The 23,990-nt window shown below is 61.7% G+C and carries 25 protein-coding genes; 8 read left to right on the forward strand and 17 right to left on the reverse strand.

What is annotated here, in order from left to right; all coding sequences use genetic code 11:
* The first annotated feature begins 101 nt into the window (after nucleotides 1-101).
* On the forward strand, nucleotides 102-995 hold the full coding sequence (locus tag QN224_RS04670) for a LysR family transcriptional regulator (RefSeq protein ID WP_283975721.1): 894 nt from the start codon (nucleotides 102-104) through the stop codon (nucleotides 993-995).
* 47 nt (nucleotides 996-1,042) lie between these two features.
* On the opposite strand, the gene tam is transcribed toward QN224_RS04670, so the two are convergent.
* The 4 genes from tam to QN224_RS04690 all read right to left on the reverse strand — a co-directional run bounded on the left by tam (nucleotide 1,043) and on the right by QN224_RS04690 (nucleotide 4,352).
* Nucleotides 1,043-1,816: a trans-aconitate 2-methyltransferase gene (tam, locus tag QN224_RS04675; protein WP_283975722.1), complete on the reverse strand. Its 774-nt coding sequence runs from the start codon at nucleotides 1,814-1,816 to the stop codon at nucleotides 1,043-1,045.
* Between the two features lie 12 nt (nucleotides 1,817-1,828).
* Nucleotides 1,829-2,491, reverse strand: a complete 663-nt coding sequence (locus QN224_RS04680; protein WP_173510530.1) for a haloacid dehalogenase type II — start codon at nucleotides 2,489-2,491, stop codon at nucleotides 1,829-1,831.
* A gap of 197 nt (nucleotides 2,492-2,688) precedes the next feature.
* Nucleotides 2,689-3,240, reverse strand: a complete 552-nt coding sequence (locus tag QN224_RS04685) for a phosphatase (RefSeq protein ID WP_283975723.1) — start codon at nucleotides 3,238-3,240, stop codon at nucleotides 2,689-2,691.
* Between the two features lie 71 nt (nucleotides 3,241-3,311).
* Nucleotides 3,312-4,352, reverse strand: coding sequence for a zinc-dependent alcohol dehydrogenase family protein (locus QN224_RS04690; RefSeq protein WP_283975724.1), 1,041 nt, complete (start codon nucleotides 4,350-4,352; stop codon nucleotides 3,312-3,314).
* Between the two features lie 174 nt (nucleotides 4,353-4,526).
* Here QN224_RS04690 and QN224_RS04695 point away from each other — a divergent pair, with 174 nt between their 5' ends.
* A complete protein-coding gene (locus tag QN224_RS04695) occupies nucleotides 4,527-5,408 on the forward strand; it encodes a branched-chain amino acid aminotransferase (protein ID WP_283975725.1) in 882 nt (293 codons plus the stop codon).
* Nucleotides 5,409-5,475: 67 nt separating this feature from the next.
* Here the strand turns inward: QN224_RS04695 and QN224_RS04700 are convergent, their stop codons facing one another.
* Together QN224_RS04700 and QN224_RS04705 are read right to left on the reverse strand one after the other, a co-directional pair.
* Nucleotides 5,476-5,691 (reverse strand): YdeI/OmpD-associated family protein, encoded by a 216-nt coding sequence (locus QN224_RS04700; protein ID WP_283975726.1) that lies wholly within the window; start codon nucleotides 5,689-5,691, stop codon nucleotides 5,476-5,478.
* Between the two features lie 39 nt (nucleotides 5,692-5,730).
* The gene (locus tag QN224_RS04705; RefSeq protein ID WP_269277135.1) at nucleotides 5,731-6,147 is read right to left on the reverse strand and encodes a VOC family protein; all 417 of its coding nucleotides are present in this window, start codon (nucleotides 6,145-6,147) and stop codon (nucleotides 5,731-5,733) included.
* Between the two features lie 449 nt (nucleotides 6,148-6,596).
* Between QN224_RS04705 and QN224_RS04710 the strand changes: the two genes are divergently transcribed.
* Nucleotides 6,597-7,199: a superoxide dismutase gene (locus tag QN224_RS04710; RefSeq protein ID WP_283975727.1), complete on the forward strand. Its 603-nt coding sequence runs from the start codon at nucleotides 6,597-6,599 to the stop codon at nucleotides 7,197-7,199.
* A gap of 152 nt (nucleotides 7,200-7,351) precedes the next feature.
* On the opposite strand, the gene QN224_RS04715 is transcribed toward QN224_RS04710, so the two are convergent.
* Entirely contained in the window at nucleotides 7,352-8,065 is a 714-nt protein-coding gene (locus tag QN224_RS04715) for a YafY family protein (protein ID WP_283975728.1), read from the reverse strand.
* 131 nt (nucleotides 8,066-8,196) lie between these two features.
* Here QN224_RS04715 and QN224_RS04720 point away from each other — a divergent pair, with 131 nt between their 5' ends.
* The 3 genes from QN224_RS04720 to QN224_RS04730 all read left to right on the forward strand — a co-directional run bounded on the left by QN224_RS04720 (nucleotide 8,197) and on the right by QN224_RS04730 (nucleotide 10,506).
* Nucleotides 8,197-8,835, forward strand: coding sequence for a LysE family translocator (locus QN224_RS04720; RefSeq protein ID WP_283975729.1), 639 nt, complete (start codon nucleotides 8,197-8,199; stop codon nucleotides 8,833-8,835).
* 224 nt (nucleotides 8,836-9,059) lie between these two features.
* Nucleotides 9,060-9,506, forward strand: coding sequence for a cytochrome c (locus tag QN224_RS04725; protein ID WP_283975730.1), 447 nt, complete (start codon nucleotides 9,060-9,062; stop codon nucleotides 9,504-9,506).
* An 85-nt stretch (nucleotides 9,507-9,591) separates the two neighbouring features.
* Nucleotides 9,592-10,506, forward strand: coding sequence for a cytochrome c (locus QN224_RS04730; RefSeq protein ID WP_283975731.1), 915 nt, complete (start codon nucleotides 9,592-9,594; stop codon nucleotides 10,504-10,506).
* A 16-nt stretch (nucleotides 10,507-10,522) separates the two neighbouring features.
* On the opposite strand, the gene QN224_RS04735 is transcribed toward QN224_RS04730, so the two are convergent.
* The 4 genes from QN224_RS04735 to QN224_RS04750 form a co-directional block, all read right to left on the reverse strand.
* Entirely contained in the window at nucleotides 10,523-11,104 is a 582-nt protein-coding gene (locus QN224_RS04735) for a DJ-1/PfpI family protein (protein ID WP_283975732.1), read from the reverse strand.
* A 12-nt stretch (nucleotides 11,105-11,116) separates the two neighbouring features.
* Nucleotides 11,117-11,620, reverse strand: coding sequence for a GNAT family N-acetyltransferase (locus QN224_RS04740; protein WP_283975733.1), 504 nt, complete (start codon nucleotides 11,618-11,620; stop codon nucleotides 11,117-11,119).
* Nucleotides 11,621-11,827: 207 nt separating this feature from the next.
* Nucleotides 11,828-12,241 carry a helix-turn-helix domain-containing protein gene (locus QN224_RS04745; protein WP_173510517.1) on the reverse strand — a complete coding sequence of 138 codons (414 nt, stop codon included), beginning with the start codon at nucleotides 12,239-12,241 and terminating at the stop codon, nucleotides 11,828-11,830.
* A gap of 201 nt (nucleotides 12,242-12,442) precedes the next feature.
* Nucleotides 12,443-13,312: an alpha/beta hydrolase gene (locus QN224_RS04750; RefSeq protein ID WP_283975734.1), complete on the reverse strand. Its 870-nt coding sequence runs from the start codon at nucleotides 13,310-13,312 to the stop codon at nucleotides 12,443-12,445.
* Nucleotides 13,313-13,707: 395 nt separating this feature from the next.
* Between QN224_RS04750 and bla the strand changes: the two genes are divergently transcribed.
* Nucleotides 13,708-14,598, forward strand: coding sequence for a class A beta-lactamase (gene bla, locus QN224_RS04755; RefSeq protein WP_283975735.1), 891 nt, complete (start codon nucleotides 13,708-13,710; stop codon nucleotides 14,596-14,598).
* Between the two features lie 78 nt (nucleotides 14,599-14,676).
* On the opposite strand, the gene QN224_RS04760 is transcribed toward bla, so the two are convergent.
* The 4 genes from QN224_RS04760 to QN224_RS04775 form a co-directional block, all read right to left on the reverse strand.
* Nucleotides 14,677-15,138 (reverse strand): hypothetical protein, encoded by a 462-nt coding sequence (locus QN224_RS04760; protein ID WP_283975736.1) that lies wholly within the window; start codon nucleotides 15,136-15,138, stop codon nucleotides 14,677-14,679.
* An 81-nt stretch (nucleotides 15,139-15,219) separates the two neighbouring features.
* On the reverse strand, nucleotides 15,220-17,556 hold the full coding sequence (locus tag QN224_RS04765) for a glucose/quinate/shikimate family membrane-bound PQQ-dependent dehydrogenase (RefSeq protein WP_283975737.1): 2,337 nt from the start codon (nucleotides 17,554-17,556) through the stop codon (nucleotides 15,220-15,222).
* A 209-nt stretch (nucleotides 17,557-17,765) separates the two neighbouring features.
* Nucleotides 17,766-19,271: a protein adenylyltransferase SelO family protein gene (locus tag QN224_RS04770; RefSeq protein WP_283975738.1), complete on the reverse strand. Its 1,506-nt coding sequence runs from the start codon at nucleotides 19,269-19,271 to the stop codon at nucleotides 17,766-17,768.
* A 154-nt stretch (nucleotides 19,272-19,425) separates the two neighbouring features.
* Nucleotides 19,426-20,382 (reverse strand): homocysteine S-methyltransferase family protein, encoded by a 957-nt coding sequence (locus QN224_RS04775; protein WP_283975740.1) that lies wholly within the window; start codon nucleotides 20,380-20,382, stop codon nucleotides 19,426-19,428.
* Nucleotides 20,383-20,614: 232 nt separating this feature from the next.
* Between QN224_RS04775 and QN224_RS04780 the strand changes: the two genes are divergently transcribed.
* A complete protein-coding gene (locus QN224_RS04780) occupies nucleotides 20,615-21,229 on the forward strand; it encodes a TetR/AcrR family transcriptional regulator (RefSeq protein WP_283975741.1) in 615 nt (204 codons plus the stop codon).
* Nucleotides 21,230-21,235: 6 nt separating this feature from the next.
* On the opposite strand, the gene QN224_RS04785 is transcribed toward QN224_RS04780, so the two are convergent.
* Together QN224_RS04785 and QN224_RS04790 are read right to left on the reverse strand one after the other, a co-directional pair.
* The gene (locus tag QN224_RS04785) at nucleotides 21,236-21,763 is read right to left on the reverse strand and encodes a DUF1697 domain-containing protein (protein WP_283975742.1); all 528 of its coding nucleotides are present in this window, start codon (nucleotides 21,761-21,763) and stop codon (nucleotides 21,236-21,238) included.
* Nucleotides 21,764-21,780: 17 nt separating this feature from the next.
* The gene (locus tag QN224_RS04790) at nucleotides 21,781-23,889 is read right to left on the reverse strand and encodes a S9 family peptidase (RefSeq protein ID WP_283975743.1); all 2,109 of its coding nucleotides are present in this window, start codon (nucleotides 23,887-23,889) and stop codon (nucleotides 21,781-21,783) included.
* Between the last annotated feature and the right edge of the window lie 101 nt (nucleotides 23,890-23,990).

Consider the following 23,990-nt stretch of genomic DNA (forward strand, 5'->3'; position numbering starts at 1 on the left):
GTTTGCTTGATTGATGACCGGGAATATGGATCGATCGGGCTTGCGCGATAATCCTGAGGAATGGATAAATGCCTGTGAACTGAATTCAAAGGTGATGCAAAATGGACAACCGCGCCGGCGAAATGGAAGTCTTTGTTGCTGCGGCCGAACTGCGCAGTTTTTCAGCCGCCGGCCGGCGCCTGAAACTGTCGCCCTCCGCCGTCAGCAAGCTTGTCTCGCGTATCGAGGACAGGCTCGGAACGCGGCTCGTCATGCGCTCCACCCGCATGCTGCAACTGACGCCGGAGGGGGAAATCTACCTCCACCGCGCACAGCGCATCCTGGCGGCGATTGCCGAGACGGAACAGGTGGTCGCCGGCGGCGGTCAGGCGCAGCCGCGTGGTCCGCTACGGGTGAACGCGTCTGTCGGCTTCGGCGAGCGCTACATTCTGCCGCTTGCTGCCGAATTCCTCGCGCGTTATCCCGATGTGCAACTGGACCTCTCCTTGAACGACGGTATCATCGATCTGATCGAGGAGCGGACCGACGTCGCCATTCGGTCTGGTCCGATGCGCGATTCCAGCCTGATGGCACGCAAGTTGCTCGATAGCCGGCAGGTGATTGTTGCCGCACCGCGCTATCTTGAGGCTCATGGCGTGCCGCGGACGCCGGATGACCTCGCCCAGCACAATTGCTTCACCTTCAATTTCCGCCGCAGTCTCGACGGCTGGCCGTTCCGCGATCCCGGCTCGTCAAATGTGTATGTGCGCCCGGTCACCGGTAATATGCAGGCAAACAGCGGCGCGATCGTTCGCAATCTCTGCCTTTCGGGTCTGGGCCTCGGCCGCGTCGGGCAGTTCCACGTGCAGCCGGATATCGATGCGGGCCGGCTGGTGCCGGTGCTGGAAGAATATAATCCGGAAGACATGGAACGGGTGCACGCGGTCTACGCCGGGCATGAGCACCTTGCCGCCCGCATCCGCGCTTTCATCGATTTCCTGGTTGAAAGAATTTAGGACGGGAAGCGATGTCGCTTGCATCGCGCGAACGTCGCCGGCCTCATCTACCGGTCCTTGGTTGCAATGATGAAAAAGCGCGGGAAACGCAGAAGAACCCGGCCGTCTGCCATCGGCGGATAGGCCTTTCGGATCTTTTCCATGTAGACGGCGAGGTAGTCTGCGCGCCGATCCTTTGGCAGGGCGTCGAGATAAGGCCGCAAGCCGGTGCCCTTCACCCATTCGACGATCGCTTCTGCGCTGGCGAGTTGATGATGATAGGCCGTGTGCCAGACATCGACGCGCACCGCTTTCGCTGTGAGCCGTTCGACATAGGTCGGCGGCGGCGGCAGCGGCGCCCGCCGAAGCTCACGGCCGCCATACGCTTGCGCAAAGAGCGGGACCTCCGCCGTCTCCTGCATCAGCCTGTGCGTCGGCTCGTCGAGATTATCCGGCATCTGCACGGCAAGCGTTCCGCCGGGCGCAAGCGCCTCGATCAGCCGATCGAAAATCTCGATGTGCTCCGGCAACCACTGGAACACCGCGTTAGCGAAGAAGAGCGCAGTTTCCGTCGGCGGCACCCAGGTCGCTAGATCGGCCTTCTCGAAGCGTAGAGCCGGAAGCCGCTTGCGCGCGGCCGCCAGCATGTCCGCGTCGCTATCGACGCCGACGACAGCGGAATTCGGAAATCGCTCGAGGATCAACTCGGTCGAGTTGCCCGGCCCGCAGCCGAGGTCGAAGGCCGGGCCGGCGGGAAGATCCGGCACCTGCGCCAGGAGGTCGCGCGCAGGCCGTGTCCGCTCGTCTTCGAATTTCACATACTGCGCTGCCGACCAGGCCATGAGGGAGTTTCTTCAGATGCCGAACTGCAGGCTCTCGAGCGAGGGGAGGATGAGTGCAGGACCATAGTCCCTGTATTCGTCCGGCATGTCGGAGCGGTTGATCCAGACGGTGCGGAAGCCGAATTTTGTCGCTCCCGCAATATCCCAGCGGTTCGACGACTGGAAGGAAACCGCGTGCGGATAGAGCCGGTATTGCGTCGTCACCAGGTCGTAGACGGCGGGCGCCGTCTTGAACGCCTTGACCGCATCGACCGAGAACACGTCGTCGATCACGATGTCGAGAGCGGCGTTCTTCACCGCCGATGCGAGCATGGCCGGCGACCCGTTGGAAAGGATGGCAATGCGGGCGCCGCGCTCCTTCAGTCCTCTCAGCACGGCCGGCACCTCGGGATAGCAGTCGAGGGTCCAGTAGGCATCGAGCAGCCGTTTCTTGAGTTTCGGATCGGCCGAGGGGAAACGCGCAAAGGCGTAGTCGAGCGATTGCTCGGTCAGTTGCCAGAAGTCGACATACGCGCCCATCAGCGAGCGTACCCAGGAATATTCGAGCTGTTTGGCCCGCCAGAGTTCGGAAAAGGCCTGGCCGTCGGGACCAATCGCCTCGGCATGGCGCCGCACGGCCGCATGCACATCGAAAAGCGTGCCATAGGCATCGAAGACATAGGCCGCCAGAGACATCGAACCCTCCCGTCATGACCATTCAGCGGCGCACAAAGGACGCTTTATCTCTTTGAAATCACGCAACGTGCTCGCTGAAAATCGGTTCCGATTTCGAGCCCGGTGCGGTAGGCGCAACGCTTCGTCAGTTCTTTCTGGGATCATGTCAAAACTTTGTGCGGCGCACAATGCCATCATGCATGGCAATACGAATTTAATTAAGCTTTCCAGACTTTTGCCGGAAAACGCAGCGCCTGTTTCGCAAGCTTCCCCTTGAGCCCGAGAACGGCATCACAGAGCCCGACGACGTGGCGGTTCGGTTTGGCTTCGGGGCGAAGTGCGTGAAGGGCCGCGGCCGCCTCCTCGGGTGCCATGTAGCGCGCCAGAATGCCGAGGGTGAGCGCGGTCGACCTGCCGATACCCCTGAGACAGTGGACCAGCAGATGCGCATCCGCGGGCAGCGTGTCGATGAAGGCGAAGGTTGCCTCGATCGCCTCCGCCCGTGCGGCGTCCGGTGCGTCCGGGTCGGTCGCATCGCCAAAGTAAAGCTCCAGATGCCGCTCGGGCGGCAGTTCGATCATGGAGAGCAGGCGGCTTGCAGGCGCGCGGATCGAGACGAGATGCGTCGGCGCCCAAAGGTGGCGGTTGTGGCGCGCCTCGGTCTGCGAACTGACGATCACGCGTATCGGCCAACCGTTCGGATGCGCCGGATTGCTGCCGAGAACAGGCCGGTAAAGCTCACCTTCGGTGGTCTGAGCCGCAAGCGCCATGACGGGACCCTCGTTGATTCGTCTTGCTCGCGAAAACCATAACAGCGCAAGGCGGCGATCGGAATCCCCACTCAGAACCGCGTAATCACACTGATGCCGAGGTCTGTCGCCCGGTCCATCGTCACCAGCGCCGGCACGGCTTCTTCGAGCGTGATCTCGCGACCGATCAGTTGTTTTGGGTTGAGCTTGCCGGCGGTGATCATCGACAGCATCGCGTCGTAGCGCCAGGCCTGCATGCCGTGGCTGCCGTAAATCTCGAGTTCGTGGCCGATCACCTGGGCCATCGGGATCTGCGGCGTCGCATGTTCGGCGAGCATCAGGCCGACTTGCACATGGCGCCCGCGCCGGCGCAGGTTCTTGATCGAATTGAAGCAGGTGACCGGCGAGCCGAGAGCGTCGATCGAGACATGGGCGCCGCCCTTGGTGATTTCCCTCACGGCCTCGGCAACATCTCCCGTTTCTTTGCCATTGATCGCGGCGACTGCGCCGAGTTTGCGGGCGAAGGCGAGTTTCTCCTCGGAAATGTCGATCGCGATCGGGTTAGCGCCGAGTGCCGCGGCGATCATGATCGCGGAGAGGCCGACGCCGCCGCAGCCGTGCACCGCCACCCATTCACCGCCCTCGACGCGGGCCTGGTCGGCGATCGCCCGGAAGGATGTTGCGAAGCGGCAGCCGAGGCTTGCGGCGGTCGCGAAATCCATGCTCTCCGGCAGGTGCACGAGGTTCTGGTCGGCAAAGTCGATCGCCACGTATTCGGCAAACGAACCCCAATGGGTGAAGCCCGGCTGGAACTGTGCCTCGCAAACCTGTTGGTTGCCCGAGCGGCATTCCGCGCAACGGCCGCAGCCGGAAACGAACGGAACGGTCACGCGGTCCCCGACCTTGTAGCGCACGACGCTGCGTCCGGCGGCTGCAATCGTTCCGGCGAGCTCGTGGCCGGGCACATGCGGCAGGCGAATGTCCGCGTCGTGTCCCATCCAGCCGTGCCAGTCGCTGCGGCAAAGGCCGGTCGCCTCGACCTTGATGACGACCCCGTTTTCACTCGGCTTCGGATCCGGCAAAACCTTGATCTCCGGCGTCTTTTCGAACGCGTCGTAATACATCGCTTTCATGACGGGTCTTACTCCATGCTGTCGGGGCCATTCTGGCATGGCGGTCCGGCCGGTTCCAGAATGGATGCCATGACATTTTTTTATGTACCCATTCACCCCGGTGCTGTTTTTTTCGGCTACTGCATGTTTCCTTTAATCGTATTCCGAACGGACGATAAACGAGAGGAGACGCCGATGGCCGTCGATACATCCCCCCGCTCAACCACCTGGACCTATGTCGACGGTGAATGGCTTTCCGGCAATCCTCCGCTGATCGGGCCGACCTCGCACGCGATGTGGCTCGGATCCACGGTTTTCGACGGTGCCCGCTGGTTCGACGGTATCGCGCCGGACCTCGACCTGCATTGCCAGCGCGTCAACCGTTCGGCCACATCGCTTGGGCTGAAACCCACTATGTCCGCCGAAGAGATCGAGGCGCTGACGTGGGAGGGCGTGAAGAAGTTCGACGGCAAGACGGCGATCTACGTGAAGCCGATGTATTGGGGCGAGCACGGCTCCTGGAGCGTCGTGGCGGTGGATCCGGAATCGACGCGTTTCGCGCTCTGCCTGTTCGAGGCGCCGATGGGCAACGCCCACGGTGGCTCATCGCTGACCTTGTCGCCCTTCCGCCGGCCGACGATCGAGTGCATGCCGACGGATGCAAAGGCCGGCTGCCTCTATCCCAACAACGCCCGGATCCTCAACGAAGCACGCTCGCGCGGCTTCGACAACGCGCTTGTGCGCGACATGCTCGGCAATATCGCCGAGACCGGATCATCCAACATCTTCATGGTGAAGGACGGTGTCGTGTTCACGCCGGCGGCCAACAAGACCTTTCTTGCCGGCATCACCCGCTTCCGCGTCATGACGCTTTTGCGCGAGGCCGGCTTCGAAGTGGTGGAAACCACGATGACCATGGCCGATTTCGAAGCGGCAGACGAGATCTTCACCACCGGCAATTATTCAAAAGTACTGCCGGTCACTCGTCTTGATGACCGCGACCTGCAGGCAGGGCCGATCGCCGGCAAGGCGCGCGACCTTTACATGGACTGGGCGCATTCGAGCCAGGACGTTTGACGGCGCGGACACGTAGTTGTCTTGTCGCCGGGCTTCCCGTGGGCGGCATGGGCCGCCTCCGGTATGGCTATTTCTCGTCGCCCCGGTCGCGATAGGGCATGCGCATATAGGCGTCTCCAGCCTTGAGTTCCGCAAGCATCTGGGCGATGCGCTTCTCGCGGGTTTCGTCGCGCTTGGCGCGAGCGATCCACCCGAGATAGTCGTTGCGCTGATAGGCTGGGCGCGCGGCATAGGCTGCTTCGAGCCCGCTGTCGCGTAGCCGCGTGGAGATATCATCCGGCATCGGCTGGGTCGCGCGTCTGAAGGTCAGCCGTGCCGGCCGTCATGCGTCGGTCTCCAGCGGACGGATGACGACATCGGCGGACGAGCGCGTCGTCGGCCCATGATAGACCGCCTCGATGTTGTTGCCGTCGGGATCGAGGAGAAAGGCTGCGAAATAGCCGGGATGGTAGGGGCGCTCGCCCGGCTCGCCATTGTCTTTCCCGCCGTTCGCAAGGCCGGCTTCGTAGAAACGGTGAACCGCAACTGGGTCGACCGCCTGGAAGGCGATGTGAACATGGCTGCGATAGCTTTCGGCCTGATCGATGTAGAGTTCGTCGAATACAATCGCCTGCTCGGTCTCGAAGGTCGGCTGGTGGCAGAGAGCGGCGAGAACAGCGCGATAGAAACGTTTGCTGGCAGCGAGGTCTCTTGCGCGAAGATGCACATGGTCTAGCAACCGGCCCTGGTGAAATTCCATAAGATCCTCCGCTTGCTGCATGGAGCAATTCCAGGAAAAATGTGTAACGGTTTTCCGTCCGGAATTGCGTCGCTTCAAGAGTTAGACGTTCGAAGACATAGGGCGCCCGTGCGGGATGTCGATATGCCAGCCGTATGGGAGGTCTGGCGCGGGTGGCGGCGACGCGACCCCCCCGGGATCAACGGGAGAGGGAAGGGCGAACGGCGTTTCACCGTGCCTCTGCGCGTGGCCTCACGACCGTCTTGATGATCGGCGAGTCCGTTCCGCTGCGAGGTGCCGGTCTTGACGAGAATTTGCCAGGGAGAGGGGTTCGCTGGAAACGCAACGAAAGTATTTTGCGTGTGGCAGAGAAATTTTGGCACCGCATCGGTTGCCTCGGTCTATGCCGGTGCCTATGTTCCCGCTCACAGATTTCCTTGACGAAATCCATACCAAGAGGAGATGCCACAATGGCTTTCGAATTGCCGAACCTTCCCTATGACTACGATGCGCTCGCCCCCTATATGTCGCGCGAAACGCTCGAATATCATCACGACAAGCATCACCTCGCTTACGTGACGAACGGCAACAAGCTCGCCGAGGAAGCCGGTCTTTCCGGTCTTTCGCTCGAGGAAGTCGTCAAGAAGTCCTATGGGACGAATCAGCCGCTGTTCAACAATGCCGGCCAGCACTACAACCACATCCATTTCTGGAAGTGGATGAAGAAGAGCGGCGGCGGCACCAGCCTCCCGGGCAAGCTCGACGCGGCCATCAAGTCCGACCTTGGCGGCTACGACAAGTTCCGCGCCGATTTCATCGCTGCGGGCACCGGCCAGTTCGGCTCCGGCTGGGCATGGCTCTCGGTCAAGAACGGCAAGCTTGAAATCTCGAAGACCCCGAACGGCGAAAACCCGCTCGTTCACGGCGCGTCGCCGATCCTCGGCGTCGATGTCTGGGAGCACTCCTACTACATCGATTATCGCAACGCCCGCCCGAAGTACCTCGAGGCGTTCGTCGACAATCTCATCAACTGGGATTACGTGCTCGAAATGTACGAAGCTGCGGCGAAGTAAGCGGCATCGTCTTTCGGCGAGTTCGGCCCGGCGCTTGCGCCGGGTCTTTTCGTGTTTGAGAGGCCTGCAGTTTGCCCCGAAACGCCGCCGCGAGTCTCCTTCGCCCCGCGTGCGGGGAGAAGGTGGCCGCAGGCCGGATGAGGGGCAAATTCTTACGCATCCCCCGTCTCGAGCGACGGAACGGCATTCACTTTCCAACCGGCGATCCACATTTGCCTCAGCCGGTTGCCCTCGTCGTGGAAGAAATCGTCCACCGGTTCGCAGTGCTCCACCCGGTCGGCGCGGAAGTTGCGGATGTCGTGGCGCAGTTCGCACCAGGCGACCATCATCGCGTGCTCCGAATAATAGATCAGCGCCAGCGGGCGCACGGTGCGTTCCGTCGCTCGCCCGAGCTCATCGCGATAATCCAGCGCAAGCTTCTGCTCGTCACGGATCGCGCGGCGAACCATGGCAAGATCGATCGCGGGCGGTGGCGGTGCTATGCTACCCCAGGCGTGCAGTGCCTGAGACTGGAATGCTCGGCGGAGCGGCTCGGGAACGGCGCCGGTGATCTTCTGGTTCACGCGTCGCGCGGCCGCCTTCAGTTCCTCGTCGCCCGTGCGTGCCAGCAGCGCAAGCGCGAGCACGATCGCCTCCGTCTCTTCGATGGAGAACATCAAAGGAGGCAGATCGAAGCCCGGTCTCAAGATATAGCCGATGCCGCGTTCGCCCTCGATCGGCACCCGCATTGCCTGGAGGGCCGCGATATCGCGGTAGATCGAGCGTGGCGTAACCTCCAGCGCTTCGGCAATTTCCGCAGCCGTTACTGGGTTCCTGGCGAGCCGCAGGATCTGGATGATTTCAAAGAGGCGCGATGCCTTGCGCACGAAAAAACCTCCGTCGCCTCAAAGGCTCCTGACAATTCCCTGTCAGTTGTAGGGCGGTATAACACGTGTCAACGGATTGAAGAATCGACAATCCGCCCACCCGTCACATGGAAATCTCACGGACAACTGACATGAGCTACACGGAAAACCTCTGGCTTTTCTTCACCCTTCTCTTCGGCATCATCATCGTGCCCGGCATGGACATGGTCTTCGTCCTGGCCAATTCGTTAACCGGCGGACGGGCGTCCGGCCTGTCGGCAACGGCCGGCATCATGGCCGGCGGCGTGCTGCATACGCTCTATGCCGCGCTCGGCGTCAGCGTCGTCCTGCATCTGGTGCCGCAGCTCTTCAACGTACTGCTTGTCGCCGGTGCCCTTTACATCGCCTGGATCGGCTTCTCGCTTTTACGCAGTTCGATCACGATCGGCGGCATCGAAAAGGCTGTGCACCTGTCGCGCTGGGCGAGCTTTCGCCAGGGCGCGCTGACAAGCCTGATGAATCCCAAGGCCTATCTTTTCATGTTGGCTGTCTATCCGCAGTTCCTGAAGCCGCAATTCGGTCCGGTCTGGTCGCAAGCGGCCGTCATGGCGCTGATGATCGCGTTTACGCAGCTTGCCGTCTATGGCGGGCTAGCCCTTGCCGCCGGGCGCGGCCGTGACCTGCTTGTCGGCAGTCCGGGCGCAACAGTGGCAATCGGACGGGCTGCCGGCGTCGTGCTGGTCATAGTTGCGGTCTTGACCGTATGGCAGGGTTGGACAGGTGCCCGGTAGGACGCCGGCGGCAGATCGCTCCCAAGTATTAAAAACATGGCTGTCATGTTCACGCTGTTTTCCGGCACGCGGCAGACGGCGGCAATGCGGTTGTTGGAGCCAAATTATGCTGGAATGACAAGAACATCAAAAAAATGTTACTTCCGTCGAAAGACCAAAATGCCATCATGCCCGCGCCTCAACAGGAAGCCGCAGATGCGGGTTCGAATGACCGGGAGATCATGATGAAGATACGAGCATTTATGCTTGCTGCGGCCCTCGCGGGATTGGGTGTGACTGCCGTCACTGCGGCGGACGAGCCGCAGGCAGTGCGCCAGCAACTGATGAAGAAGGTAGGGCAAGCTGCCGGTGCGTTGAACGGCATTGCCAAGGGTGAAAAACCCTACGATGCGGAAATCGTAAAGGCATCGCTGACGACGATCAGCGAGACGGTGAAGGTCTTCCCGAATCATTTCCCGGCGGGCTCGGAAACCGGCCTGGAAACCGAAGCCAGCCCGAAGATCTGGGAAAACATGGATGACTTCAAGGCCAAGGCCGCCAAGCTTGGAACTGACGCGAGCACGCTGCTTGCCCAGCTTCCTTCCGACCAGGCCGGTGTTGGCGCCGCCCTTGGCATCCTCGGCAAGGACTGTTCCAGCTGTCATGAGAGCTACCGGCTGAAAAAGGACTGAGACGCCGTTCCTTCATTCTGATCGGTTGCGATGCGCCGGCTCTGCTGGCGCATCCTGTCTGTCTTTCCAGCATCGGGGAGGCCTGATGGGCCGGCGAACAACGAAACTGCTATCTGGTCTGGTCGTGCTGGCGCTTGCCGGCGCCGGCGTTTTTTGGTGGCTGACGAAACCGGCGCCGTGGAATGAAGCCCATTGGCAAGGACTTGGCGAACCGGATCTCGCCAATGGCGAGCAGGTCTTCTGGGCCGGCGGCTGCGTCAGTTGCCACGCCGCGCCGGGAGCGAAGGATGACGCCCGGCTCGTGCTTGCGGGCGGTCGGGCGCTGAAAAGTCCTTTCGGTACTTTCAATATTCCGAACATTTCGCCCGATGAAAGCGCCGGCATCGGTGACTGGACGCTTGCGGAGTTCGGCAACGCCATGACGCGCGGTGTCGGAAAAAATGGCGAGCACCTTTACCCATCATTCCCTTACGGCTCCTATGCGCGCATGACCGCCAAGGATATCAACGATCTCTGGGGATATCTGCAGACGCTGCCGAAGAGCAGCAACGTGGCGCCGCCGCATGACTTGCCGTTCCCTTATAATATCCGCATGGCGCTCGGCGCCTGGAAGCTGCTGTTCTTAACCGACGAACCGCGCGCCGAGGTGAATACGGCTGACGCGAAGCTCGCCCGCGGGCAGTATCTCGTCGAAGGGCCCGGCCACTGCGGCGAGTGCCACACGCCGCGCAACGTGCTCGGCGGGTTCGAGCCGGATAGATGGTTGGCCGGCGCGCCGAATCCCGAAGGGGAAGGTCGTATTCCCGACATCACGCCGGGCTCGAGGAGCATCGGCAGTTGGAGTGCATCCGACATTGCCTCCTATCTGGAGACCGGCTTCACGCCGGAATTCGATACGGTCGGCGGTTCGATGGTCGATGTACAGAAGAACCTGGCGAAGCTTTCGCCCTCCGACCGCGAGGCTATTGCCGCCTACCTGAAGGCCATCCCGGCGCTTTGAAGGTTCTGGAACGGCACTATCGTGCGGCTTGAACGGCCGCGTGCTCCTTGCCGTAGAGGGAGAGATATTCGTCAAGGGCCTCGGAGCCGACACCGAGGGCGTGGAAAATCTCGGCCGTAAAGCTGATCGGGGCAGTGCCCGCAGCCGTCACCAGCCGGCCGCTTCGAAGAGCCTGCGGCTGCTCGCGATAGTGCTCGTGCCCGTGATAGCCGGCCACCGCCGAAAGGCTTTCCGCCGAGTTGCCCGTATGGCCCGCCTCGTTGAGAATGCCGCTGGCGGCAAGCGCAAGCGTTGCGCCGCAAATCCCCGCGACGACGCGGTCTTCCGCATGGAAGGCGCGGATCGTCGCGGTGAGATTTGGGGCGGCGGCGGTTTCCCAGGTTGAACCACCACAGAGCACGAGAGCGTCGAACTCCGCCGGCGCCAGGGTTTTCGTCGGCAGGTGCGGCGTGATGTGAAGGCCGCCCATCGACGTCACCACTGTGCCACCGGGCGTGGCGATCAGGACATCAAGGCCGAGCTCGGTGCGCGCCGTAGCCATCAGCAGCGCGCATTCCCAGTCGGCAAAGCCTTCTGTCAGAACGATTGCGAGGCGCATGAGCCCTCCCGTTCAGCCAAGTTTCTGCATATAGCGCATGCCGGTGACAGGTCGAGGTACGAAGCGTTCGGATTCGTAGAAGCGATGCGCCTGGAAATTGCCGGTGGCCGCGCTGACCGAAAGATAGTCGCAGCCGGCCATGCGCGCCTGTTCGCGTGCCTTGGCAACGAGGTGGCGGCCGATGCCCGTGCCACGATGGCCGGGCCGGACGAAGAGGTGGTGCAGTTCCATGCCCCGTACGCCCTCGGCCGCCCGGTAGGTCGGAACGAGAATGGCGTAGCCAATCAACCGGTTGCCGGCTTCTGCGACAAGTGCCGTGATCCAGGGGGCGCGACCGAAGAGGTCGCGTTCAAGCCGTTCCGGCGTGATCGGCGCGGCTTCACCGTGATGCGCGGCGAGCTCGACAATCATTTCGTGCAACTCGGGAAGATCGCGCGGTTTGGCGCAACGGATCGTCACCATCGGTGGACGTGTCGTTGGTATGGGAGGAAGGGAAGGGACGGCGGTCTGCAGCATTCTCGGCTCCTATGGTTCTGCCGCCATCAGGTGCCGTGAAAAACAAAAGCCGCCTGATGGCGGCCTTGTTGAATATGATCAGCAGGCCGCTCCTATCGGAACAGCCAAAAATACACGCGGGAAATGGGTGCGTTCTTGATCATGCGCGTAGATTCGCCATTTCCGCGATTTTGTCAACGGGGATTTCTCGCGCCTCCGGATCTGATCTCAGTGGTCGGTGCCGCACATTGAATGGTCGGCCAGTGCCCGAATCACGTAGCAGTCGCCGATCGTATGGTCGCCATGGCAGGCGACGATGCGCTCCAGTTCACTTTCCAGCCTCCGCAGTCTGGCGATCTTTTCGCGTACCGAGGCAAGGTGTTCGGTGGCGATGCGGTCCGCCTCGCCGCAAGGGCGTTCCGGATGCTGGCTGAGTGCCAAAAGATCGCGGATCGCCTCGATCGAGAGGCCCAGGTCGCGCGCATGACGGATGAACGCCAGTCGTTCGAGCTCGCGTTTTTCATAACGCCGCTGGTTGCCTTCCGAGCGCTCAGGTGCCTCGAGCAATCCCATCTGTTCGTAATAGCGGATGGTCGGGATTTTGACGCCGGTGCGGCGGGAGAGGTCGCCGATCGAATACATGCTGTCGCCTCATATCTATAGTCGCTAGAGTATCTAGATAGGGCGGCGGCATTCTCCCAGCAATAGAGTGGGGAGGGGCCTACAGCGCCGCGCGTATCATCAGACGCGCAAATGACGCTGTAGCACTTTGAAGTGCTGCATGTTTTTATCCTTAAATCGGCAGCGACTTAAGGAAACATGCAGTGGAGGTCTCCCTGCTTCTCAACGGCGTCCCAGAAATTCGAGAAGTGCGTCGTCGAAAGCCGCGCTCTGCTCCAGTTGCGGCGTGTGACCGCTCTTTTCGAAAAGGCGGATGGTTAGATCGGCGATATCCGCGCGGTATTCGTCCCAAGTGCTCGCGGGGGCAACGAGATAGTCGAAGCGGCCGAGTGCAAGCATGATCGGCATTTTCAGCCGATCGAGCCCCTGCCTTAAGTCGATATCGCGGAAGACCTCGCCCCATAGATGATCGAAAACGAGATTGTTGACCGTGACGCCCTCCCAGAGCGGTCGGGCGTCGAAAGCCGCATCGTACCAGCTTTTCGCACCAAGCCTGATCAGCAGCGATTTGAACCGCTCGTCCGGCTTTTCGGCAATGTCGCCGCCGAGGACGGCCATCTCGCGGTCGAAAATGGCCTTGCGTTCAGGCGCTACCGTCTCCGCCCAGAGCCGATCCGCGGCGGCCATGTGCCGTGGCGAATGGCTCGGACCGGTCGCGACCATGACAACATGGCTGATGCGGTCCGGATGACGCTTCGCATATTCGAGCGCCATGTAGCCATGCCCGGAATGGCCGAGGATAGCGAAGCGCTCAAGCCCGAGATGCTCCCTCATGCGTTCGATGTCCTCGATGACGGCCTCGAAGCTGGCATCGACCGTCGACAGGTTACCTTGAGAGGGCGCGAAACCGCGATGGTCGGCAAAGACGAGCCGCAGGTGACGCCGAAGCGACTGTGAAAACGTCCTTGGATAATAGACGGCGCTGCCGATGATGAGCAGCGTCGGACCGCTGCCTTCAATCTTGTAGCCGAGGTCGAAGGGACCGGAACGAAGATGACCCGCCTCGGAAGAATATCCGTTGTCGATTGTCATGAATTTGATCCTTGAAGCGACCGCCGGGGGCCCACGTCCTTGTTTATGCACCTCAGCGCGGTCTGGCAGAAGCAGCCGCACGAAAGCGCCCGCGAGGCGGGGCGCGTACAGCGGCGGTTCGGATTTGCCAGTTAACGTCGCTAACGAGGCGCACGGATCTCGTCCTTCAACTTCAACGGCTTCGCCATAGCATTTTCTTTCGACGCCCCGCAACCAGACGGCGGGAAGGCGGTCCCGATACAGGTGGGCGAGCACAAGGCCGCCATATTTGCCGCTTAGCGACTTGCTTCGCAACGGCCGCTTGTCGTGGCCGGCTCGGCGGGAATTACATATTCACTATCAATAATTTAGAGGTGTGCGTAGCGAAAGCCGCACGCCCAATACGGAGGAAGAACGTGCCCTGTTTCATCAATCGCCGCACCATGCTGGTCGGCTCTGCGATGCTCTATCCGGCGCTCGTTCTGGCGAGCACGGCGCGCGCCGTTGCCGGAACGAACGACGATGTTTCTAAGCAGCTCGGCGAACTCGAAAAGCGTACCGGCGGCCGCCTCGGCGTTGCGGTGCTCGACACGGAAACGAACATCTCCTTCGGCCACAGGGAAAGCGAGCGCTTTGCCATGTGCTCGACCTTCAAGGCGTTGGCCGCGGCCTGTGTGTTGGCCCGTGTGGATCGAGGGGAGGAAAAGCTCGACCGGCGAATCAAATTCGGCAAGGACGCACTGGTCCCCTATTCGCCGGTAACGGAGAAGCACGTGGGAGGCGATGGCATGACGGTCGCCGAGCTCTGCGAGGCGGCGATTACGATCAGCGACAACGCTGCAGGCAACCTGCTGCTCGAAAGTTTCGGTGGACCGGCAGGGCTGACGGCCTGGCTGCGATCGATCAACGATCAGACGACCCGGCTTGATCGTACCGAGCCCGTGCTCAACGAGGCGAAGCCGGGAGACCCGCGCGACACGACGACGCCGGGTGCCATGCTTGAAACCCTCGGCCGCCTGACGCTCGGCCCGGTTTTGTCGGAGACTTCCCGCATGCAGTTCATCGACTGGATGGTCGCCAACAAGACCGGTGACGCCCGCCTTCGTGCCGGCATGCCGAAGGATTGGCGTATCGGCGACAAGACCGGGACGAGCGCGACCGGCGCGGCATCGGACATCGCCGTCGTCTGGCCAAAGGATCGCGGGCCGATCCTGATAACGGTCTACATTGCCGAGGCGAAGGCGCCAGTGAAGGAACTGAATCCCGTCTTCGCCGAAGTCGGAAAGATTGTTGCAGGAATGGTTTGAGCTAACCCTTTGAAGCTACACAATTCCAGGAAAACCGTTGCACACTTTTCCTGGAATAACCGACGGCATCCGGGATAGTCAGGCTTCGGCAGCGTTTTCGGCGATGTCCGATGCAGTGTCGCTCGCCTGTTCCTCGATGCCGAGGCTTTCAGCGACGGCCTTGCGGATTTCTTCCTCGATAGCTGCGCGTTCCTCGGACGGCATCGCTTCCAGGCTCTCCTCCGTCAACCCATGTGCTTCGAGATACTGCGCCCTGATTTTTTCGGCTAACGACTTTTTCGACCATTCGAGGAACTCGTCCGCAACGCTCGAGCCGAACGGCGACTTGCCCTCGGTGATCGAGGAAGCGGCCGTTTCGTCCGTGGCGAGCGATAGCCAGAGTGCGCTTGAAAGCGAGGCGGAAGGCGAGGCGGGTGCAATGGTGGGTGGCGAACGACGCTGCGCTTGATCACCGCCGGTTTCTTCGAGCGAGGGAAGGTTGCTTGCGACGGGGCGGCGCTGCGAAAGGTAGTAGTTGGAAAGGCTGCCTTCGATTTTCATGGGGATTCCCGGATTTAATGTTCCAGGGGAGCCTGTCTACAGTGGCTTGCGCGAGCCTTTCGATGCAACCACCCGGCGAGGTCAGGGCAGGGTATAGGCAATGACGTAGTCGCCCGGTTTGGTGCCGACCGAGCCGTGGCCGCCTGCGACCATCAGCACGTATTGTTTGTCGCCGACGGTGTAGGTCATTGGCGTCGACTGCCCGCCTGCCGGCAGCCGTGCCTCCCAGAGCTGGCTTCCTGTGGTGACGTCGTATGCCCTCAGATAGTTGTCGACCGCAGCACCCAGGAAGGCGACGCCGCCCTTGGTGATGATCGGTCCGCCGATGCCCGGCACACCTAGCTTGAAGGGGATCGGTAGCGGCGTCATGTCATAGACGGTGCCGTTCTTGTTCTTGTAGGCGATCTTGCCGGTTCTGAGATCGGCGCCCGCGACATAGCCCCATGGAGGAGCCTGGCACGGGATCTGCAGCGGACCGAGGAACGGGCCCATGTAGACCCCATAGGGCGCACCTTCATTGCGGTTCAAGCCCTGTTCGCTGCCCGTTTCGCCCTCCTGCTTCGGCGGGATCTGGTCGCGCGGCACGAGCCGGGACGTGAAGGCGAGATAGGTCGGCATGCCGAACAGCACCTGCCGCTCCGGGTCGACTGCGACCGACCCCCAGTTGAAGGTGCCGAAATTGCCGGGGTAGACCAGCGTCCCCTCGAGCGAAGGCGGCGTATACCGGCCCTCGTATTTCAGCGACCGGAAGGCGATGCGGCAGGCGAGCTGGTCGAACATGGTGATGCCCCACATGTCGTGCTCTTCGAGCGGAGCGGGCATGAAGGTGAGGCCGGATACCGGCTGCGTTGGAGCGGTGAAGTCCTCCGGAATTGCGCCGCCGGGTGCGGCCACTTCCTCGACCGGAATGATCGGCTCGCCGCTTCGCCGGTCGAGCACATAGAGGTCGCCCTGCTTGGTCGGCCCGACGAGCGCCGGCACGACCGTGCCATCGTCCTTGGTGATGTCGATGAGCGACGGTTGCGCGGGCACGTCCATGTCCCACAGGTCATGGTGGACCGTCTGGCGTACCCAGCGCATCGCACCGGTGTTGATATCAAGGGCGACGATCGAGGAGGAATATTTCTCGACATGCTCGCTTCGGCCCATGCCGAGCTGGTCCGGCACCTGGTTGCCAAGCGGCACATAGATCAGGCCAAGACCTTCGTCGACGGACGAAACAGACCAACTGTTCGGGGAGTTCGTCGTGTAGAACTGACCGGCTGGCAGGGGCGCCGTCTGGTCGGGGTTGCCGCTGTCCCAGTTCCACAGCAGCGCGCCGCTGTTGATGTCGAAGGCGCGGATGACGCCGGATTGCTCCTGCGTCGAGTAATTGTCGTTGACGGCACCGCCGACGATGATCTTGCCGGCGACCGCGACCGGCGGCGACGTCGAGTAGTAATAGCCGGCCGGATTGTACCGCATTCCCTGTTCCAGATGCAGGACGCCATTGTCGGCAAAGCTGGTGCAGACCTCGCCGTTTGCGGCGTCGAGCGCAATCAGGCGCGCATCGGAGGTCGGCAGGTAGACGCGCTCGGCGCAGGGGCTGCCGGGAGCGGCCGCCGGATCGGCCCAATAGGTGACGCCGCGGCAGGTCTGGTGCTGGCGGTCGGGGTTCATGCCGGAGTTGGAATCGTATTTCCACTTTTCCTCTCCGGTCGCCGCGTCGAGCGCGATCGCCCAGTTGTGCGGCGTGCAGAGGTAAAGCGTGTCCTTCACCTTGAGCGGCGTGACCTGATAGGTGGTCTCGCCGACGTCATCCGGTCGCTTCACGTCGCCCGTCTGGTATTGCCATGCGACCCTGAGGTTGGCGACATTTTCCGCATTGATCTGGTCGAGCGGCGAGTATCGCTGGCCAAAGGGCGTGCGGCCGTACTGGTGCCACTCGCCCGGAGGCACATCTCCGCCGAGGTTGGCGTTTGCCGCGACCGCGTCGCTCGGCAACTCGCCGCGGATATCGTGCGGATCCTGCGTCATCGCAAATATGGCGACGCCGATGGAAACAAGGCTGGCGACGGCGAGCGGCCATGCAGTCGCGCTGTAGTGCGCGCCGGAGGGACTGACGAAGCCGAGGGGGCGTCGGATCCAGGGAGTAAGCAACCAGAGACCGAGCAGGATGATGATGCCGCCGCGAGGACCGAGTTGCCACCAGTCGAAGCCGACCTCCCAGACGGCCCAGGCGAGAGAACCCACGACGACGAGCGCATAGACCCAGAGAGCGGCGGCCTGCCGGCGGAAAAGCAAAAACGCGGTCAGCAGGAAACCCAGGCCCGCAAGGAGGTAGTAGGGGCTGCCACCCAGCATCAGCAGCCTGATTCCTCCGGCACCGATCGCAAGACCGATCAGGGCGAAGAGAATGGCCGTCAGTACGATGAGCATGTGTTCAAATCCCCGAATTAAAGATCTTGCGGGCGGACCCGAGCAGCCCGATGGCGGGTCGTCTTGATCGCAGTCAACCGCCATCGGACGACTCCACCTGTGGAGCTAACGCATGGAGCGTGCCTTTCAATGGCCCCACTCCGCGGAGTTGCAAGAATACGGAGGTCGCAACGAGTCGCGAATGTTTATGACCGGTCGGGGGCTACCGCTTAGGTACCGCAGAAGGTCTGCAGCACTTCCTCGCCAGCCTGCGGCGGTGCGGCGTAGGCTTCGTGCTCGGGTCGGTCCTCATAGGGTCTGGACGTGACATCGAGCAGTGCTTCGAACAGCGAGAAATCTGCATCCCGTGTGGCCGTGTCGATCGCCTGTTCCACGCGGTGATTGCGAGGAATGAAAGCCGGGTTTGCGGTGCGCATCGCAGCGGCGCGCGCACTGGTGTCGAGTGTTTCGCGGGTCAGGCGCTCGCGCCAGTCGCCAAGCCAGGACGAAACTGTACCCGGCTTCTCAAAAAGTTCGACGAGTGCCGGATCGGCGCCGTTATCTTCGGCGGATGCCGCGAGGCGTCGGAAGACAAGCGTAAAATCGGCATTGCCCTCATGCATAAGTGTGAGGAGCGATTGGATCAGATCGAGATCGCCATCCTCTTCGGTCGCGAGTCCGATCTTGCGTCGCATACCGTCGAGCCAATGTTTCTGGAAGATCGAGCCGTATTCGGTAAGCGCATCGTTGGCGAGATTGACGGCCGTGTCGGCGACCGGATCGAACAACGGCACCAGCGTTTCGGCGAGCCGCGCGAGGTTCCACTGGCCGATGGCCGGCTGGTTGGCATAGGCATAGCGGCCAAACTGGTCGATCGAGCTGAACACCTTCTTCGGGTCATAGGCATCCATGAAGGCGCAAGGGCCGAAATCGATCGTCTCGCCGGACACCGTCATGTTGTCGGTGTTCATCACGCCGTGGATGAAGCCGACGTGGAGCCAGCGCGCAATCAATTCCGCCTGGCGCGCGGCGACTGCCTTGAACAGTGAGAAATGGGGTTTTTCGCTGTCCTTCAACTCGGGATAATGGCGTTCGATCACGTAGTTGGCCAACGTTTTGACCGATTCCATGTCGCCGCGGGCGGCGAAGAATTGAAACGTCCCCACACGGATATGGCTGGCGGCGACGCGGGTGAAGACAGCACCGGGGAGAATTTGCTCGCGATAAACCGGCTGGCCGGTGACGGTGGCGGCGAGCGCGCGGGTCGTCGGTATGCCGAGCGCGTGCATCGCCTCGCTGATGATATATTCCCGCAGCACCGGACCGAGTGCCGCCCGCCCGTCGCCGCGGCGGGAATAGGGCGTCTGCCCCGATCCCTTAAGTTGGATGTCGCGTCGCTTTCCACTGCGGTCGATCACTTCGCCAAGCAGGATGGCGCGACCGTCGCCGAGTTGCGGGACGAATGTGCCGAACTGGTGTCCGGCATAGGCCATGGCAAGCGGCTCCGCGCCCGGGGGGATCTTGTTGCCCGAAAAGATCGCCGCGCCGTCGCGTTCGAGCGCTTCCGCCTCGAGGCCAAGTTCTTCGGCGAGCTTTCGGTTGAACTTGATCAGCCACGGCTCCGCAACCGGCGTCGGCTCGACACGGGCGTAGAAGTTCGCCGGCAACCGCGCATAGCTGTTGTCGAAGGGGAAGGGGGCCGTCTCGGAGGCCGGTTGCGGGGGCACGTAGTTCATCATTCTCTGTCCCGTTGCGCGCGCCGGGCAGTGCCGACGGGTCACTGCTATCGGGACAAGTCTACACGAGCGCCGATAGTTCCGCGAGGCCGAGACTTTATCCACCTGCCCTCCGGTAGGTACCGCCGGAGGGCAGGAACGACGGTTGTCTTCGTCAGGCGCTGAGCGCTGCGCGAGGAAGGCACACTTCGCATATCGCGGCGATGTGGCGGTGGTCGGTGCCGCAGCAGCCGCCGAGCACACGTAGATGCGGCATGCGGCCCGTCAGCGTCCGATAGCGCCGGGCGAGATCTGCCGGATCGCCCGCATCGAGCGTCTCGCTCTCGTCGAGTTCGGCATGGCTCATCATCGAAGCATTGGCGCGAATGCCGCCGATACGCTTGACCCAGGATTGGCCCTGCTCGAGCGCGCCATCGAAATGGCTCGGATGGGCGCAGTTGATCATGTAGTAGTGCGGATAGCCATCGGTTGCCGCATCCACGCTCTCGATTGCATCCTGTAGCGAACGGCCGGTCACCAGCCTGCCATCGGTCTCGACCGTGAAGGAGATCGCGCAGGGCATGCCATGCGTTCTGGCCGCGCGAGCAATGCCGATACCCTCGTCGACATTGTTCAAGGTAACACCTGATACCATATCGGCTTCGCTTGCGGCGAAGGTGGCAATCTGCGCCGCATGGTATTCCTCAGCCTCGTCAGCACTCATCCTGCCGGCTTTGTAACCGTCGCCGCGCGGGCCGATCGCGCCATTGAGGACGATGGGTGCTTGCGGCCGCTCGTATTCGGCCCGGAGCCCGGTCAGCAGATCGACAGCGTCGCGGTTGGCCGCCGCCAATGCGTCCGCGTCGTAGCCGAGTTTCTCGCCCCAATCGGCATTGGCTCGCCAGGTGGCAGTGTCGAGGACGAAGCCGGTATCGTGACGCCGGGCGACGTCGAGATAGTGCGTGTAGTACTGCACAAGCTTCCGGCGGCCTTCGGCCGACGACAACAGCACGAAGGAAGCGAAATGCGGAAGCTCGACGCCGTCGTGAAAAATCAGCGTCGTCTCCATGCCGCCATCACTAAGGAATGTTCCTCCGTTTAGCAGCGGCAAGGCGTATCTGTACTTGGCCATGTGTTGCTCCACCCTTTTCCACCCGGTTTTCCGCGAGGTGTCCCGCGTCGGGGATCGGATGAATTTCTGCCGTTTTATCATCTGCTAAACTAGAGGAGTTGCGGTATACTACTTGCGGAATATCCTGATATCGATGTGAAAACAAACACTTGCCGTGTTGTTTCCGTTGCGGCGGAGGACGTGATGGGCGTTTTCAGAGTCGAAAACCGTACCGGCGGTACAGGAGCGGATAATGCGGAAGGGTGAGGAAACGCGAACGAGGATCCTCGATATCGCCGAAGCCGCGGTGCTGGCGAAAGGTTTCGGGGCCACTTCGATCGATGAACTGATTGCCGAAGCCGGCATCACCAAGAGCGGTTTCTTCTATCATTTCCGCGACAAGAACGAACTCGCCAAGGCCCTCCTGGAACGCTACATCGAGAACGACGAACGGATCTACGACGAGATCTTCAGCCGGGCACACGAACTCTCGGATGATCCACTGCAAGCCTTTTTGCTCGGCCTGAAGCTGCTGTCTGAATTGCTCTCGGACCTGCCGAACGGCCATCCCGGTTGTCTTGTCGCGACCATGTGCACGCAGGAGCGCGCCTTTGACCGCGAGATCCAGGAGATCAACCGGCAGGCGGCACTGATGTGGCGCCGGCGCTTCGGCGGCATGTTCCGGGACATCATGCGCCACTACCGCCCGCGCGAAGCGCTCGAAGCCGACCAATTGGCCGACATGGTCTCGACCGTGCTCGAAGGCGGCATCGTGCTTTCAAAGGCGTTGAAGGAGCCGAAGAGCCTGCCCGACCTGGTCTTCCGCACCTTCGTGCGGCTGCTGTTCCAGCCAATCGCGCAGGCTTGATGGCGTTCAGGCCCGACTATCTTCGAGCTCGGCTGCAAGTTCGGCGAGTTTCCGCACGGTATTGAGATTGCGGGCCGTACCCGGTTTGAGGGCGGGCAATTTGAGCTTTGACTTTCCCGAGCCGTTGGGAAAATGGATATAGATCTCCCTGCCGCTGATCTGCACCTCTTCGCCGTCCGGCGCGACGAGCTTGTCAAGCGCATCGGCCGGCGGCGGCTCAGGCAGGAAGGTCACCAGCAGAAAATTCGGCTTGGCGTCCGCGAACGGCGCCTCGTCGACGATCTTGTGGAGTTCGCCGCGGCTGCGCAAGATGACGCCGGGCGCCTTGGCCATCCGTTCCGCCAAAGCATCTTCGAGCCCTTTCTGTACCTTGGCTTCGGAAAGGTCGGAACGAAAGAGCACATTGCCGCTCTGGATATAAGTCTTCACGTCGGTGAAGCCGAGGCTCTCGCAAATAGCCTTCAGCTCCGCCATCGGAAGCGTGCCGGTCCCTCCGACATTGATCGCCCGCAGCAGTGCGACATAGACCGGCATTCGCTTCCTCCAGCCCGTTACATCTTTCCCGCGACCTTGATGGCGAAGGCGTATTCGAAGGCGATTTCCTCCAGCCGCTGGAAACGCCCGGAGGCGCCGGCGTGGCCGGCATCCATATTGGTCTTCATCAGGATCGGCGCGGTGCCGGTGGTCTTTTCCCGGAGCTTCGCCACCCACTTTGCCGGCTCCCAATAGGTCACGCGAGGATCGGTCAGGCCCCCGAGCGCCAGGATCGCCGGATAGGATTTCGCATCCACGTTGTCGTAGGGGGAGTAACCAGCAATGATATTGTAGAATTCGGCGCTCTCGATCGGATTGCCCCATTCCGGCCATTCGGGCGGGGTCAGAGGCAGCGTGTCGTCGAGCATCGTGTTCAGGACGTCGACGAAGGGAACGGCGGCAATGAAGCCCTTGAACTTCTCCGGTGCCATATTGGCGACCGCCCCCATCAGCATGCCGCCGGCTGAGCCGCCCTCGGCGATGATGTTCGCATAGGACGTGAACTTCTCCTGATTCAAATAGTCAGCGGCAGCGATGAAGTCTTTGAAGGTATTGGTCTTCTTCGCCATCTTGCCGTCTTCGTACCATTGGAAGCCCTTGTCCTTGCCGCCGCGGATATGCGCGATGGCGTAGACGAAGCCGCGGTCGACGAGCGAGAGGCAGTTGGTGTTGAAGCCCGCCGGAATGGTGATGCCGTAGGCGCCGTAACCATAGAGCAGGCAAGGGGCGGAACCGTCGAGCGGCGTATCCTTGCGATAGAGCAGTGTGATCGGGACGTCGACACCATCCCATGACGGCGCGAAGACGCGACGGGTGACGTAATCGTCCGGATTGTGGCCGGAGGGCACTTCCTGGGTCTTCAAGAGCGTGCGTCGACGCGTTGCCATGTCGTAGTCGAAGAGCTGCGACGGTGTCGTCATCGACGAGTAGGAAAAGCGGATGACGTCGGTGTCGTATTCGGCAGCGCCCGAGAGTCCCAACGAGTAGGCTTCCTCTGCAAAGGCGATCGCGTGCTCTTCGCCGGTCTTGCGGTCGCGGATGACGATTTCCGGCAGCCCCTCGCGACGCTGCAGCCAGACCAGATGGCGGGCATAGACCATGTGATTGAGGATCAGCGTGCCCGGCCGGTGCGGGACGACCTCGCGCCAGTTTTCCTTCTGCGGCGCCTCCACAGGCGCTTCCATGATCTTGAAATCCTTGGCGCCGTCGGCGTTGGTGAGGATGTAGAAAACATCACCGCCTTCCGTCATCGAGTATTCGAGACCGGTTACGCGCTCCGCCACGAGCTGCGGCTCTGCCGTCAGGTCCTTGGTCGTGAGCAGCCGGTACTCGCTGGTCTCGTGGTCATGGATATCGATGTAGATGAAGTCGTCGAGCAGCGACCCGCCGACCGACATGAAGAAGCCGGGGTCTTTTTCCTCGTAGACGAGCCGGTCGTCCTTCTGTGGTGTGCCGATGACGTGGTGAAAGATCTTCGACGGCCGATGGTTCTCGTCAAGAACGGTGTAGAAGAAGCTCTTGCCGTCCGGTGCCCATGCACCGCCGCCGCCCGTATTCTCGATCAGATCGGGCAAATCCTCGCCGGTCGAAAGATCGCGCACTTTCAGCGTGAAATATTCCGACCCCTTGTCGTCATAGCCCCAGACGCCGCGGGAATGGTCGCTTGAATGGTCGATGCCGGCGAGGCGGAAATAGGCCTTGCCTTCGGCTTCCCTGTCGCCGTCGAGCAGCACGTGGCGGATCGTCTCGTCCTTAGTGTTGCCGTCGCGCGGAATGCGGAAATAACGCGGCTGTTCGCCGCCGGTCACGTAAAAGGTGCCGTAAGCGAAAGCGCCGTCCTTCATCGGAACGGAAGAATCGTCCTCCTTGATGCGGCCGCGCATCTCGGCAAACAGGGTTTTCTGCAATTCCTTGGTGTCCGCCATGGCGGCGCTCATGTAGGCGTTTTCCGCCTCGAGATGCTTGCGGATCTCCGGATCGAGGATCGAGGGGTCCCTGAACATGGCCTGCCAATTGTCCGCGCGGAGCCAGGCATAGTCATCGGTCCGGGTAATGCCGTGACGCGTATCGGTAACCGGTTTCTTCGGAGCGACGGGGGCGGCGGGCAGATTGTTGAAAGCGGACAAGGCGTGTCTCCGATCTGTTCGGTGGGAGATCATGAGATAGAGAGCGCCATCGCACCGATCAAGCGGAAAGACCGGAGCCCGTTCGTTCAATCAATGCTTCT

Source organism: Sinorhizobium sp. 7-81, assembly GCF_030124405.1.
GTDB classification, from domain to species: Bacteria; Pseudomonadota; Alphaproteobacteria; order Rhizobiales; family Rhizobiaceae; genus Sinorhizobium; species Sinorhizobium psoraleae.